Origin of the sequence: Oryzobacter telluris (assembly GCF_043099285.1) — a bacterium.
GTDB classification, from domain to species: Bacteria; Actinomycetota; Actinomycetes; order Actinomycetales; family Dermatophilaceae; genus Oryzobacter; species Oryzobacter telluris.
Window position 1 is genome coordinate 1,295,234 of the sequence record NZ_CP170723.1, and the last position, 13,859, is coordinate 1,309,092.

Sequence of the window (13,859 nt, forward strand, 5' to 3'; positions counted from 1 at the left end):
TCAGGGCGAGCTGAGGCTGAGGGCGGCGCCGCCCTCGAGCAGGGTGCGCGCCTGGGCCAGCGGCACCGCCTGCGACCAGAGGTAGCCCTGGCCGCGGTCGCACTCGTGCTCCTCGAGCCAGGCCGCCTGCTCGGCGGTCTCGACCCCCTCGGCGACCGTGGTGAGCCGCAGCGAGCGGCCCATCTCGAGGATGGCGAGGGTCAGGGAGGCGGCGTGCTGCTCGGTCGTCACGCCGTCGATGAAGGCCTTGTCGACCTTGAGGATGTCGACCGGCAGCCGGGCGAGGTAGGACAGCGAGCTGTACCCCGTGCCGAAGTCGTCGATGGCGACGCGGGTCCCGAGGTCGCGCAGCGCCTGGAGGGCAGCGGTGGCGGCGTCGAGGTCGTCGAGCAGCACCGTCTCGGTGATCTCGAGGACGAGGACCTCGGGCGGCAGGCCGGTGTCGTCGAGGGCGTGGGACACCTCGTCGACGAACCCCGGGCGCAGGAGCTGCTGGGCCGAGACGTTGACCGACATCGTCACGCCGGGGGAGGAGCGCTGCAGGACCCTCGCCGCCCGGCACGCCTCGCGCAGGACCCAGGACCCGAGCGGCACGACGAGGCCCGAGCGCTCGGCGGCGGGGATGAAGTCGACCGGGGCCAGGCGCCCACGCTGCGGGTGCTGCCAGCGCACGAGTGCCTCGAACCCGGTGACGGCCCGGGTGCGCAGGTCGACGATCGCCTGGAAGTGCACGTCGAGCTCGTCGCGCTCGATGGCCGTGGCGAGGTCGGTCTGGATGGCCATCCGGTCCAGCGTCGCGGCGTGCCGCTCGGTCTCGAAGACCCGGATGGTGCCCTTGCCCTCCTCCTTGGCCCAGTACATGGCGACGTCGGCGTCGCGCAGGACGCCCTCGCCGGTGGCCCCGCTCGGGGCGGCGTGGGCGATGCCGATGCTCGCGCTGACCGTGCAGGTGACGTCGTCGACCTCGATGCCGGAGCCGCGCAGCGCCTCGAGGACGCGGCGGGCGGCCGGCTCCGCGGCGGCGGGGTCGGTGCGCTCCATCAGGACGGCGAACTCGTCGCCACCGAGGCGGGCGGCGGTGTCGCCGGGACGCAGCGCGCGGCGGAGCCGCTCGGAGACGGCGACGAGGAGCCGGTCGCCGACCGAGTGGCCATGGGTGTCGTTGACGTCCTTGAAGTCGTCGAGGTCGAGGAACATCACGGCGATGCCGCCGTCGTCCCGGTCGATGGCGTGGTCGAGGCGGTCGGCGAACAGGGCGCGGTTGGCCAGCCCGGTGAGGGAGTCGTGGAAGGCCTGGTGGGCGAGCTGCTCGGCGAGGGCGTGCTGCTCGGTGACGTCGCGCAGGGTGAGCACCCACGCCCCCACGGCCGCCTCCTCGAGGAGGTTGGTGAGGGTGCCCTCGGCGACGAGCTCGCGGCCGTCGGCGTGGGCCAGGCGGAAGCGCACGGCGTGCTCCCCGGAGCGGGCGGCCGAGAGCATCCCGACCAGCGTGGGGGCGTCGTCGCCGAGCATCCCGACGACGTGGGAGCCGACGAGCTCGGTGGCGGGGCGGCCGAGGACGGAGCGGACCGACGGGCTGACGAACGAGACGAGGCCGTCGCCCTCGATGACGACGATGAGGTCGGCGCTGTTCTGGACGAGCGCGAGCAGCCGGCGCTCGCGCAGGTCGACGACCCGCTGGGCGGTGAGCCGTCGCTCGACGGCGCGGTGCCGGTCGACGAGGCGGCGGAACCAGGCGAACCAGCCGATGGAGACCAGCACGAGCAGGCCGGCGTGGATGGTGAAGGCGAGCCACGCGCGCTGGGAGGTGGCGTCCGCGAGCTCGGTCCGCAGGGCGGTGCCGGCGGTGCGGACGGCGTCGAGGGCTGGGGCGTCCGACGGGTCGGCGAGGAGGGCGTCGGCCCGCGCGACCACGGTGCCGCCGGAGGTCCCCGGGGAGACCTCCACCCCGGCGACGTCCAGCGCCTGCACCGCGGTGCGGATCCTGCCCACGGCCTCGGGGGCGGAAGCCGGCGTGAGGGGGGCGAGGGTGCCGGCGAGGGAGGCCGCGGCCTCGCGCTGGTGGTCGAGGTCGTCACCGAGGTGCCACACCCCGGTGAGCAGCGCCATCTCGAGGACGACGACGAGCACGGTTCCCGCCACGGTGGCGGTGGTGCGCAGCCGGGTCTGCCCGCTGCGGGCCATGGCGGGCCCTCCTTCACGGTCGCGCGGGCGTCGAGGTCTGCCCGGACCACGCTACGGAGCGAGCGCCGTGGCCCGGCGCGGAACGGGGGAAGGGGGACCGTTCGGCCGAGGAGGTCCGGGCGAGCGGCCGTCGGGCCGGGTCGCTGGCAGGATGCGCCTCATGAGCAGCGACGCCGTCGACCGCGCCCAGCGCACCCTGGAAGAGGGCATCTCCACCGACTTCAGCCGGGCGATGTCGTACGGCGACTACCTCGACCTGCCCACCCTGCTGTCGGCCCAGCACCCCCGCAGCACGCCGGCCCAGCACGACGAGCTGCTCTTCATCGTCCAGCACCAGGTCGCCGAGCTGTGGCTGAAGCTGCTGCTGCACGAGCTGCACTCGGCACGGGCCCTGCTCGCCACCGACGACCTCGCTCCCGCGCTGAAGCGGCTCGCGCGGGTCAAGCACGTGCAGAAGCAGCTCGTCGAGCAGTGGGACGTGCTGGCCACGCTGACGCCGAGCGAGTACGCCCAGATCCGCCCCTTCCTCGCGACGAGCTCGGGGTTCCAGAGCCACCAGTACCGGGCGGTCGAGTTCCTCCTCGGCAACAAGAACGCCGAGATGGTCCGGGTCTTCGAGCACTCGCCGGCCGAGCACGCCGAGCTCGAGCGGCTGCTGGGGGAGCCCACGCTGTACGACGAGTTCCTGCGCTACCTGGCCCGCCACGGCTACGCCGTGCCGGCTGCCGTCCTCGAGCGCGACCTCACCCAGCCGTACCGGCTCGACGAGGGGCTGGTCGACCTGTTCGCCGGGGTGTACGCCGACCCCGCGCAGCACTGGGGGGTGTACGAGACGTGCGAGGAGCTCGTCGACATCGAGGACCTGTTCCAGCAGTGGCGCTTCCGCCACCTCCAGGTGGTCTCGCGGGTGATCGGCACGCGGCAGGGCACCGGCGGATCCAGCGGCGTCGACTTCCTGCGCCGCGCCCTCGACCTCACCTTCTTCCCCGAGCTCTACGCCGTCCGCGCCCGCGTCTGACCACGGCTGGAGGGGGCTGGCCCTCGGCCTCGTGCCGCGAGGGGTGGCTACGGGCTGTTCCGGGCCCGGGTGAGGAGCCCTTGGCCACCCCTCGCCCGACGGATCACGCGAGGAGCAGCCGGGCGAGACGTCGCCGAAGGGCCGCCCGGCGGTCGTCGTCCGAGAAGCAGAGTGAGGTCATCTCCACGTAGGCCCAGCCGTCGTCCTCCAGGGATGCCCGGCGCTCGCGATCGCGCTGCCAGGTGCGGCGGTCGGTGCGGTGGACGTCGCCGTCGTACTCCCCGACGACGCGCTGTCGCCGCCACACGAAGTCGCATGTCGCGAGCCAGCCGCCGTGCGCGTCGAGCACCGCGACGTTGAGCTCGGGCTCCGGCAGTCCCCAGGCCCAGAACCAGTGGCGCGCCAGGGTCTCGCCGGGGGAGGCCGAGCCCGGGCGTGCCAGGCCGGCCACGGTGCGCAGGCTGCCGGCTCCCCGTCGCCCGGTGCGGGCAGCCGCTGCCGCAACCAGGACCTCGGGCGTCGCGTGCTGCCGCCGGAGGAGGACGTCGGCCGCGGCCAGCAGGTCCGCGTGGTCCCAGCGGTCGGCGAGGTCGCACCAGGTGTCGGTCGCCGAGGTGACCCGGAGGCCGGACAGCTCGACGACCGACCGTCGCTCCAGCCCCCGATGGTGCCGGCATCCCGAGCGCTGGATCCGCGGGGACCGGCTGTCGCGCATGACGTCGAGCTCCTCCGCGACGCCCGACCACGGCGCGGGTGTCGGCAGGCCGTGCAGGCGGGCTGCCGTGGCGTGGCTGAAGGCCGAGTCGACAGGCAGGGCCGCGGCGAAGGCCTGCGCGTGGGCGAGGTGGTCGACCTCGTCGCAGGCCGGGCGACGGACTCCTCTCGTCGGGGTGGCGAGGTCCGACCCGCGCAGCCGTCCCCGGGCGAGGTAGAGCTCGCGGGCCTGCGCCACCGTGAACGGGCCGGTGAGCAGCCCGCCCGGTAGCGGGATCCGGGGCGTCGGCATGGTGCGACCCTCGGCACCGCCTGGCCTCTGCACCACCCCCACCGCCGGCCTGTGGATCGCCGCCCAGGTCGCCGGTGCCTGTGGACGGCGACGAGGGGTGGCCAAGGGCTCCATCACCGTCCGGGGAGCAGCCACTGGCCACCCCTCGCGGCCACCACATGCGGCTGACCTCGGCTGCGGCGCGGGCCACGGGCATACTCGGCGGCATGACACGGGTCATCCACACGGCACAGGCCCTCGTCGACGCCGTGATGGAGGTGCCCGCGCTCCCGGCGCGCGGCGGCAACGTCATGGCGACGACCTACGAGCGCTACGCCGGCGGTGCGGTGACGATCCTGCTCGCCGCGGCCCGGTCGGGAGCCGCCTGCGTGCACGCCGGCGCGGTCGGCACCGGCCCGAACGGTGACCTCGTCCGGGCCGCGCTCGCGGCCGAGGGCATCGAGGTGTCCTCGCCCACGGTCGAGGACCTCGACACCGGCGTCTGCGTCGTCCTCGTCGAGCCGAGTGCCGAGCGGTCGTTCGTCACCACCCAGGGGGCCGAGCGGCACATCAGCCCGGCGTCGCTCGGCGCCTCGAGGCCCACCGCCGGTGACCTGGTCTGCGTCAGCGGCTACTCGCTCGTGGGCCGCACCCGCGACCCGCTCGTGGAGTGGCTCGGCACCCTCGACGAGGGCGTGGTCGTCGTCCTCGACCCCGGAGCCACGCTCGCCGAGCTCGACCCCCGCACGCGCGACGCCGTCCTCGCCCGCACGAACGTCTGGACGGGCAACGCCGACGAGGCGGCGGCCCTCGCCGGGGTGACCGGGATGGAGCACGCCGCCGAGGTCGTGGCGACCCTCCTGCCCGCGGGTGCGGTCGCCATCGTCCGCGACGGCCCCCGAGGCTGTGCCGTGCGCGAGGACGGGCGCACCACCTACCTGACCGGGCACCCGCAGCGTCCCGTCGACACCAACGGCGCCGGCGACACCCATACGGGCGTCCTGCTCGCCGAACGCGCCGCGGGCGCCTCGTGGACCCAGGCGGCGGCCCGGGCGAACGCGGCGGGCGCCATCAAGGTGACGCGGCGAGGCCCCGACACGGCCCCGACCCGCGCGGAGATCGACGCGTTCCTGGCGCGCGTCGGTGCTGCAACCACCCCGAACTGAACAGATCCTCAGGTAAACCCTCGCCCCACCCGCACGAATCGGCGTGCAGGGCCCCCCACCAGCGAGAAATGGCCCGGTCGAGTCATGGGCAGGGTGGACGAGAGGGGGCAGGATCACCCATCGGTGGGCAACCACCACCGCACCCGGTCCCTTCGCGGGGTCCCTGACCCGGACGCGGTCTGGACGCGTACCGGCGCGTCACGCGGACCATCGCCTCTGGTTCGTCGTCGACCGAATCCAGGCCCTCCGGAGGAACCCGCATGTCCACGTCCGTGTTGCGATCCATCGCGAACCCCACCCGACCGCGCCGAGCCCGGTCCCGGCGGCGCAGCGCCGCCCTGTCCCTCGTGGCGGCCCTCGTCCTGGCCCCCATCACCCTCATCGCCGCTCCGGCCGCGATGGCGGCGGACGGCCCGTTCTCCATCGACGGCAGCGTCCCCGACGCCGGGACCACCCAGCTCGAGGACCCCGAGGGCAACGTCAAGGAGCTCGGCCCCCTGAACTCCAACACGACCAAGATCGGCGTCATCCACAGCGACGCCGTCCCCACCCTCGGGCTGACCAACCCCAACGGGCAGGTCGACCTGCGTCGAGCCTGGCTCGACACCCAACGAGAGAACAACAAGGACTGGCTGTACTTCGCCTGGGAGCGCGACGCCAACAGCGGTAGCGGCTTCATCGCCTACGAGTTCATGCAGAACCCGGTTCCCACCGGCTGCGCCTACGACACGGCGACCGAGGCGCAGCTCGTCGCGAGCTGCAACCCCTGGGCCGGGCGCACGCTCGGCGACTTCATCATCCTCTGGGACCAGCAGGGTGGCAGCCGTGACCTCTACCTGAGGACGTGGGGCGGTACCGCCTCCAACCTCGTCCTCGGTGCCCCGCAGCTCCTCGACGGCGCCGTGTCCCAGGCCCAGTACAGCTCCGACGGCTTCCGTGGTGAGGCCGCGGTCAACCTCACGGACACGGTCTTCGGCGGCAGCTCGACGTGCCGGACGTTCGCCAACACCATCCCCAGCACGGTGACCGGCAACTCGGACAGTGCCGACTACAAGGACACGATCCTCGCGACGGCACCGCCGATCACCAACTGCGGCACGGTGACCGTCATCAAGCACACGAACCCGGGCGGGGTCAGCCAGGCCTTCCCCTTCACCTCGACCCTCGCGGGCTCCGAGATGGTGTGCACCGCTGACGCCACGCCGGCGACCTTCTCCCTGAATGACGCGGCGACCGACACCGAGACGTGCATCAACGTGCCGTCGGGTGGGTACACCGTGACCGAGGGTGCCAACCCGAGCGGGTGGGACTTCGAGAGCCTGACGTGCACCTCGACCGGTGACGGCACCAGCACCCTGACGTCGGGCAAGGTCGCGACCATCACCCTCGCGGGTGGCGGCGACGTGACCTGCACGTACGTCAACCGGCAGCAGAAGGGCGCCATCAAGGTGACCAAGGTCGTGGCCGGGACGGCGACGGCGCTCGCCGGCGCCGCCTTCGCCCTCGACGCCGACGGTGACCCGGCGACCACGGCCGACCAGACCTCGATCCCGGCCGTCGCCGGCCAGACGGGGGTGTTCTGCATCCAGGACCTCCTGCTCGGCAGCTACACCGTGGTGGAGACCCAGGTGCCCGCCGGGTACACGGGCGGCCCGCCCCAGACGGTCAACGTCACCACCGCCGGGACCTGTGCCGCCGGTGCCACCCCCGTCACGTTCGAGAACAAGAAGAACCCGAGCATCCTCACGGTTCCCAAGCTCCTCCCGAACGACCGGGCCACCCTCTCGGACGGCTTCGGCACGCTGACCGGCACGCTGGTGTTCAAGCTCTTCGCGAACGCCACGTGCTCGGGCGCCGCGCTCTACACCGAGCCGACGATCACCGTGAACGGCAACGGTCCGTACGACACGACCAACCAGAGCACGTTCGTCACGGCGGACGGGACCTACTCGTGGCTCGTGACCTTCGCGTCCACCAGCGCGTCGAACAACGGCGTGGTCAGCTCGTGCACGGCGGAGCAGCAGCGCATCGACTTCACCCCGCTGGCTCCCTGAGGCGGTGTCGATGACGAACGGGTCGCCTCTCATGCAGTTGAGGTGACCACGCACGGACCGTGACCGGATATCACGGGCCGGGCGAGCGGGGCCGGTGTCTCGAGGCGGGACACCGGCCCCGCACCGTGCTCGGGGCTGCGAGTCAGGCGGCCGGTGCGCGCCGACCCGCGAGGAGCCGGACCGCGGTCCCGACGAGCCAGACGGCCACGCCGGCCTGCAGCGCGAACAGCGGGGTCACCGCGAGGTCGTGGGTGGTCGCCACGAGCGGTCCGGCGGCGGCGTAGCCCAGCCCGCCGAGCACCCCCGGGACGGCGAGGAGCCGGGCCGGCCAGGTCCCCGCGGCGCGGGCGACCGCGACCGCCAGGGCTGCGGCGGTCAGCCCGAGGGCCGGTGTCGCCACGACCTGGGCGAGGAGGTGCAGGTCGAGCACGGGGGTGTCGCCGTGGTGGGCGAGGGCCTCCGCGTCGTTCACGGCGAACAGGTGGGGCACGAGCTCGAGCGCGGCGACCGCCCAGCCCACCACGGCGGCGAGCAGCCAGGGCGCCACCCGCGGGCCGGTGGCTCCCGAGCGACGCAGCAGGGCCAGCCCGATGGTCGTGGTCACCGTGCCCGCCAGCAGCAGGACGTGCGAGGTCGCCCAGCCCGGGTCCCCGAGCATCGAGGACAGGTAGGCGTCGACGGTGGCCCCCGACCCCCGCGGGTGGAGCTGGCCGCCGGCGCCGAGGAGCAGCCCCCCGGCGCCGGTGGTGAGGGCCGCCGGGCGGACCGAGGAGGGGGAGGGCGTGGTCAGGGTGCGGGCCGAGCGGGCGGTGGTCGTCGTCGTCATCTCAGGCCTGCACGAGGGTGTTGTGGGTGGCGGCGACGAACCAGGCGCCGCTGGCGGCCTCCCGCGTGACGACGTTGGTCGCCCGGGAGGTGTGGGTCCCGGCGAGCGGACCCACCGGCACCCGGAGGGTGTGCTCCGAGACGACGACGAGCGTGTCCTCGCCGACCACCCGGACCGACACGGGCTCCATCTCGTTGTGGCTGCCGGCGTAGATCGTGGTGAAGATGCCCGAGTGGCCCGTGGCGATGGCGTCACGCCCGCGGGCGAGCTCACCGCGGACCGTGACGAAGGTGGCGTCGGGGGTGTAGACGGCGCCGAACGCGTCACCGTCGGCCGCGTTCCAGGCGGACTGGAGCCGGCCGAGGACGTCGAGGGCGACGGTCCCCGGACCGGAGGCGACCTCCGCGGCGGAGGGTGAGGTGGTGGTGGTCATGGACGTGCCTTTCGGTGAGTATCTGATGATTGATTACGGTAGTACTCTAACGAATATAGACACACTCAGCGATTCTGTACAGTGGTCGCATGAGCCAGCCCCGCACGTACCGCTCCGAGCTCCGCGACCAGCAGGCCCGGCAGACGCGCTCGGTCATCGCGGCGCAGGCCCGCCGGGCATTTCTCGAGAGCGGCTGGGCCGGCACGAGCGTGCGGTCCGTGGCCGTCGCCGCGGGGGTCTCCGAGGCCACCGTCTACAACGTCTACGGCAGCAAGGCGGGCCTGGCCGTCTCCCTCATCGACGCCGCGGAGGAGGAGGCCGACGTCGCGCGGGCCGTGGCCGAGCTGACCGAGCACGCGGGCGACCCCCGGGCGCAGCTCGGTGCGTTCGTCGCCTTCGACCGGCGTCTCTTCGAGCGCGGTGGCGACGTCCTGCGGGTGCTGGCCGAGGGCCGGCGCCAGCACCCCGAGCTGGGCGACGCCTACGACGAGGGGCGCCGGCGCGGTGACGGGCAGCGACGCCAGCTGTTCTCGTCCTGGCCGACGTCGGTGTGGCGCAGGGGGATCGACGTCGACCGCGCCCTCGCGGTCTACGAGATGGTCGTGTCCCCGTGGGCGTTCGACGTCGCGGTCACGGAGCGGGGCTGGGCCCCCGCGGACGTCGAGGAGCTGTGGGCCGGGGCGCTGGCCGAGCTCCTGCTCGCCTGAGCGTCGGGCTCAGGCCCGGCGCGCGAGGCCCTCGATGACGACGTCGAGCGCGAACGCGAACTCGGCGTCGTCGTCGCAGCCGCCGAGGTCGCCCTCGTGGCTCGCGGCCCTCGCCATCTCGGCGATGTGGGGGAGGGCCTGCGCGAACCGGGCCGCGGCCTCCTCACGCGCTGCGCTGTCCGGACGCGGCGCCGCCTTGTCGTCGAACAGGTCCTGGCTGAAGCCGAGCAGCCGGCTGCCGAGGAGGTGGACGGCGTGGTGCGTCAGCTCGACCGACAGGCCGCCGCCGCGCAGGATGCCGAAGACGGTGTCGACGTACCGCAGCGTGGCCGCGCCCGGCTCGACGACGTCGACGAGGACGCGGGCGGCCCAGGGGTGCTGCAGGACGACGCGCCGCGCGGCGAGGACCGTCCCGCGCAGGGCGTCGCTCCACGGTCCCTCGACCACCGGCACGATCTCGGCCACGACGCGGTCGGCCATGAGGGCGAGCAGCGTGGCCTTGTCGGCGACGTGGTGGTAGACGGCCATGGGGTCGGCCCCGAGCTCGGCGCCGAGGCGTCGCATGCTCAGGCCGTCGAGCCCGCCCTGGTCGGCGAGCTCGACGGCGCGCTCGACGATCCGCTCGACCGAGAGCGGCTCGGCGACGCGGGTGCGGCGGGGCGACGGCATGACCGCGACCCTAGCGCGGTGACGTTCTACGGCGTAGAGTCCAGAGTTCTACACCGTAGAAATCACCAGACCCAGGAGGCCGCGATGGCCAGGACCCTTCTCCCGCCCCGTTGGGTCATCACGACCGTCTGGAGCGGTCACCGGACCCTCCACCGCGCCAGCGCCGGCCGGCTGGGGCTGCGCGCCCCGCGCCCGGACCTCGCCGGGATGCTTCGGCTGCGCGCGGTGGGCCGCACCTCGGGACGCGAGCGGGCCGTCATCCTCTGCTACGTCGAGGAGGGGTCGGCGTTCGTCACGCTCGCGATGAACGGCTGGGACGCCGCCGAGCCGCAGTGGTGGCGCAACCTCCAGGCGCAGCCGGAGGCGCTGGTCGAGACCGTGGACGGGACCGTGGCCGTGCGCGGGCGGGCGGCGGACGCCGAGGAGCAGGCGCGCCTCTGGGACCGGATCCGCGGGGTGCGCGGGTGGGCGACCGACCTCGACGCCATGGCGGCGCTGCGGGGGAGGCCGACGACCGTGGTCGTCCTCGAGCGGCGTCCGGCCTGACGGTCGGAGCGCGTCAGGCGCGCGGCAGCTGGCGCAGGTCGGTGCGGCAGCGGCGCTCGAACTCGTCGAGCTCGGACAGGGCGGCGTCGAGGTCGCGGCGGCGCTGCTCGAGGTCGGTGCGCCGCTCGTCGATCTGGTCGAGCACGTACTCGAGCTGGCTGCGCTTGCCACGGGGGGCGTCGTAGAGGTCGATGATCGTGCGGATCTCCTCGAGCGGGAACCCGAGCCGCTTGCCGCGCAGGATGAGGCCGAGCCGGGTGCGGTCGCGCCGGTGGTAGACCCGGGTGGTGCCGCGCCGCTCGGGGGAGATCAGGCCGAGCTCCTCGTAGTGCCGCACCGTGCGGTGGGTGACCCCGAACTCCTCGGCGACCTGGGCGATCGACCGGGTCGGCGCCTCGGTGGCAGTGGAGGTTGGCATACCGGGCAGTATTGCTTTACGTTGACGTCAACGTCAAGAACGTGACCACGACGCCGAGCCCCGTGACCCGGGCGCCCGGGCCCCCTGCGCGAAGGAGCGCCCATGTTCGAGCTGAGCAAGGACCACGAGGACTTCCGGACCGTCGTGCGCGAGTTCGCCACCGAGGCCGTCGAGCCGCACGTGGCCGGGTGGGACCGCGCGCACCACTTCCCGACCGACCTCGTCCCGCGGATGGGGGAGCTGGGCCTGTTCGGCCTCGTCGTGCCCGAGCAGTACGGCGGCTCGCTCGAGGACGCCGACGGCGGCGCGTTCACCAGCCTGTGCATCGCCATCGAGGAGCTCGGCCGGGTCGACCAGTCGATCGGCATCACGCTCTCGGCCGGCGTGGGCCTGGGCATCAACCCGATCCTCACCTACGGCTCCGACGCCCAGAAGGAGCGCTTCCTCCCCGACCTCGTCGCGGGCCGCGCCCTCGCCGGCTTCGGCCTCACCGAGCCCGACGCGGGGTCCGATGCGGGGGCCACGCGCACCAAGGCCGTCCTCGACGGCGGTGACTGGGTCGTCGACGGCGCCAAGGCGTTCATCACGAACTCGGGCACCGACATCACCTCGGTCGTCACGGTCACCGCCCGCACCGGAACCGACGAGAACGGCCGCCCCGAGATCTCGGCGATCATGATCCCCTCCGGCACACCGGGATTCACGGTCGAGCCGGCGTACGACAAGCTCGGCTGGAACATCTCCGACACCCACGGCCTGTCCTTCAGCGGCTGCCGGGTCCCCGAGGAGAACCTCCTCGGCGAGCGGGGCCACGGCTTCCGCCAGTTCCTCAAGACCCTCGACGACGGGCGCATCGCCATCAGCGCGCTGGCGCTCGGCCTCATCACCCGGATGCGCGAGGAGACCACGGCGTACGCCAGGACCCGCACCGCGTTCGGGAAGCCGATCGGCGTCAACCAGGGCGTCGCGTTCCCCATCGCCGACCTGGCCGTGATGGAGGAGACCTCACGCCTGCTCACCTACCGCGCCGCGTGGCTCAAGGACGAGCAGGAGGCCGGCCGCCGCTCGGTCGCCGACGTCAAGCAGGCCGCGGCCGTCGCCAAGCTCTACACCTCCGAGGCCGCGGTCACCGCGACCCGGATCGCCACCCAGGTCTTCGGCGGCAACGGCTTCATGGAGGAGTACCCGGTGGCCCGGTTCTACCGCGACGCGAAGATCCTCGAGATCGGCGAGGGCACCTCCGAGGTGCAGCGCATGGTCATCGCCAAGGCGCTCGGGCTGCCGTCATGACCGAGGGCGACCCCCGCGTCGGGGACGTCCGCCGTCGCCTCGAGGCCGCCCTCGAGGCGTCGGCCCGGCCCACCGAGGCCGCCGCGGCCAAGCTCGCCAAGCAGAACAAGCTCTACGTCCGCGACCGGCTCTCCCTCCTCCTCGACGACGGCTCGTTCGTCGAGGACGGCCGGTTCGCCAACGCCCTCGCGAAGGGCCTCCCGGCCGACGGCGCGGTCACCGGGCGCGGGACCGTCGACGGCCGCCCGGTCGTCGTCATCGCCAACGACCCCACCGTCAAGGCGGGCTCGTGGGGTGCGCGCACGGTGGAGAAGATCGTGCGCGCCACCGAGACGGCGCTGCGCGAGGAGCTGCCGGTCGTGTGGCTCGTCGACAGCGCGGGCGCCCGCATCACCGACCAGGTCGAGATGTTCCCCGGCCGCCGCGGCGCCGGCCGGATCTTCCACAACCAGGTCGCCCTGTCCGGCAAGGTGCCGCAGGTCTGCTGCCTGTTCGGCCCGTCGGCCGCCGGCGGCGCGTACATCCCCAGCTTCTGCGACGTCATCATCATGGTCGAGGGCAACGCGTCGATGTACCTCGGCAGCCCGCGCATGGCCGAGATGGTCGTGGGCGAGACCGTGTCACTCGAGGAGATGGGCGGCGCACGCATGCACTGCACCGTCTCCGGGGTCGGCGACCTGCTCGCCCACGACGACGCCGAGGCGATCGAGCTCGCCCGGCTCTACCTGTCGTACCTGCCCGAGAACTGGCGCTCGCCGCTGCCGACGTACCACCCCGAGAAGCCGGCGGTCGAGCTCACCCGCACCACCGTCCCCGAGCGCGAGAGCCAGCCCTTCGACGTCCACGAGGTCATCGACGGCCTCGTCGACGCCGACAGCTTCTTCGAGGTCAAGCCGCTCTTCGCCGCCGAGCTCGTCATCGGGTTCGGCCGGATGGACGGCGAGACCGTGGGCATCGTGGCCAACAACTCGATGGTCAAGGGCGGGGTGCTGTTCTCCGACTCCGCCGACAAGGCCGCGCGCTTCATCTGGCTGTGCGACGCGTTCTCCGTGCCGCTGATCTACCTCGCCGACGTCCCGGGCTTCATGATCGGCTCCGAGGTCGAGCGCGGCGGCATCATCCGGCACGGCGCCAAGATGGTCTCGGCCGTGTCGTCGGCGACGGTGCCGCAGTTCTGCGTCGTCATCCGCAAGGCCTACGGTGCCGGGTTGTACGCGATGGGCGGGCCCGGGTTCGGCCCCGACGCGACCATCGCGCTGCCCACCGCCCGGATCGCCGTCATGGGGCCCGAGGCGGCCGTCAACGCGGTGTACGCCAACAAGATCGCCGAGGTCGAGGCGGCCGAGGGCGTGGAGGCGCGCGACGCGTTCGTGGCGGCCCGCCGGGCCGAGTACGAGGAGGACGTCGACCTCGAGCGGCTCGCCGCCGACCTCGTCCTGGACCAGGTGGTCGAGGCCGACGAGCTGCGCCGCGAGCTGCTCCGGCGGCTGCGCTACGCCGCGCGGCGCGACCGGCACTTCGCCGACAAGCGGCGCGACGTCCCTCCGGTCTGACGACCCTGCC

Annotated in this window: 13 protein-coding genes; 7 read left to right on the top strand and 6 right to left on the bottom strand. The window is 73.3% G+C overall.

Annotated features, from left to right (window positions below):
* A complete protein-coding gene (locus ACFLFB_RS05880) occupies window positions 1–2,184 on the bottom strand; it encodes a putative bifunctional diguanylate cyclase/phosphodiesterase (RefSeq protein ID WP_392544775.1) in 2,184 nt (727 codons plus the stop codon).
* A gap of 160 nt (window positions 2,185–2,344) precedes the next feature.
* On the opposite strand from ACFLFB_RS05880, the gene ACFLFB_RS05885 reads away from it, so the two are divergent.
* Entirely contained in the window at window positions 2,345–3,202 is an 858-nt protein-coding gene (locus ACFLFB_RS05885; protein ID WP_392544776.1) for a tryptophan 2,3-dioxygenase, read from the top strand.
* Between the two features lie 103 nt (window positions 3,203–3,305).
* Here the strand turns inward: ACFLFB_RS05885 and ACFLFB_RS05890 are convergent, their stop codons facing one another.
* Window positions 3,306–4,208, bottom strand: coding sequence for a hypothetical protein (locus ACFLFB_RS05890; protein ID WP_392544777.1), 903 nt, complete (start codon window positions 4,206–4,208; stop codon window positions 3,306–3,308).
* Between the two features lie 206 nt (window positions 4,209–4,414).
* Here ACFLFB_RS05890 and ACFLFB_RS05895 point away from each other — a divergent pair, with 206 nt between their 5' ends.
* Window positions 4,415–5,353, top strand: coding sequence for a PfkB family carbohydrate kinase (locus ACFLFB_RS05895; RefSeq protein WP_392544778.1), 939 nt, complete (start codon window positions 4,415–4,417; stop codon window positions 5,351–5,353).
* Window positions 5,354–5,613: 260 nt separating this feature from the next.
* Window positions 5,614–7,407, top strand: a complete 1,794-nt coding sequence (locus ACFLFB_RS05900; protein WP_392544779.1) for a SpaA isopeptide-forming pilin-related protein — start codon at window positions 5,614–5,616, stop codon at window positions 7,405–7,407.
* 142 nt (window positions 7,408–7,549) lie between these two features.
* Here the strand turns inward: ACFLFB_RS05900 and ACFLFB_RS05905 are convergent, their stop codons facing one another.
* Window positions 7,550–8,233 carry a hypothetical protein gene (locus ACFLFB_RS05905; RefSeq protein WP_392544780.1) on the bottom strand — a complete coding sequence of 228 codons (684 nt, stop codon included), beginning with the start codon at window positions 8,231–8,233 and terminating at the stop codon, window positions 7,550–7,552.
* Between the two features lies 1 nt (window position 8,234).
* Window positions 8,235–8,666: an SgcJ/EcaC family oxidoreductase gene (locus ACFLFB_RS05910; RefSeq protein ID WP_392544781.1), complete on the bottom strand. Its 432-nt coding sequence runs from the start codon at window positions 8,664–8,666 to the stop codon at window positions 8,235–8,237.
* Window positions 8,667–8,755: 89 nt separating this feature from the next.
* Here ACFLFB_RS05910 and ACFLFB_RS05915 point away from each other — a divergent pair, with 89 nt between their 5' ends.
* Window positions 8,756–9,373 carry a TetR/AcrR family transcriptional regulator gene (locus ACFLFB_RS05915; protein ID WP_392544782.1) on the top strand — a complete coding sequence of 206 codons (618 nt, stop codon included), beginning with the start codon at window positions 8,756–8,758 and terminating at the stop codon, window positions 9,371–9,373.
* A 9-nt stretch (window positions 9,374–9,382) separates the two neighbouring features.
* Here ACFLFB_RS05915 and ACFLFB_RS05920 read toward each other — a convergent pair whose 3' ends face one another.
* Window positions 9,383–10,042 (bottom strand): TetR/AcrR family transcriptional regulator, encoded by a 660-nt coding sequence (locus ACFLFB_RS05920; protein WP_392544783.1) that lies wholly within the window; start codon window positions 10,040–10,042, stop codon window positions 9,383–9,385.
* An 84-nt stretch (window positions 10,043–10,126) separates the two neighbouring features.
* Here ACFLFB_RS05920 and ACFLFB_RS05925 point away from each other — a divergent pair, with 84 nt between their 5' ends.
* On the top strand, window positions 10,127–10,588 hold the full coding sequence (locus ACFLFB_RS05925) for a nitroreductase/quinone reductase family protein (RefSeq protein WP_392544784.1): 462 nt from the start codon (window positions 10,127–10,129) through the stop codon (window positions 10,586–10,588).
* Between the two features lie 13 nt (window positions 10,589–10,601).
* Here ACFLFB_RS05925 and ACFLFB_RS05930 read toward each other — a convergent pair whose 3' ends face one another.
* Window positions 10,602–11,006 carry a MerR family DNA-binding transcriptional regulator gene (locus ACFLFB_RS05930; RefSeq protein ID WP_392544785.1) on the bottom strand — a complete coding sequence of 135 codons (405 nt, stop codon included), beginning with the start codon at window positions 11,004–11,006 and terminating at the stop codon, window positions 10,602–10,604.
* A gap of 102 nt (window positions 11,007–11,108) precedes the next feature.
* On the opposite strand from ACFLFB_RS05930, the gene ACFLFB_RS05935 reads away from it, so the two are divergent.
* Window positions 11,109–12,296 (top strand): acyl-CoA dehydrogenase family protein, encoded by a 1,188-nt coding sequence (locus tag ACFLFB_RS05935; protein WP_392544786.1) that lies wholly within the window; start codon window positions 11,109–11,111, stop codon window positions 12,294–12,296.
* Window positions 12,293–13,849: an acyl-CoA carboxylase subunit beta gene (locus ACFLFB_RS05940; protein ID WP_392544787.1), complete on the top strand. Its 1,557-nt coding sequence runs from the start codon at window positions 12,293–12,295 to the stop codon at window positions 13,847–13,849. The genes ACFLFB_RS05935 and ACFLFB_RS05940 overlap by 4 nt, the downstream gene beginning before the upstream one ends.
* Window positions 13,850–13,859 lie beyond the last annotated feature (10 nt).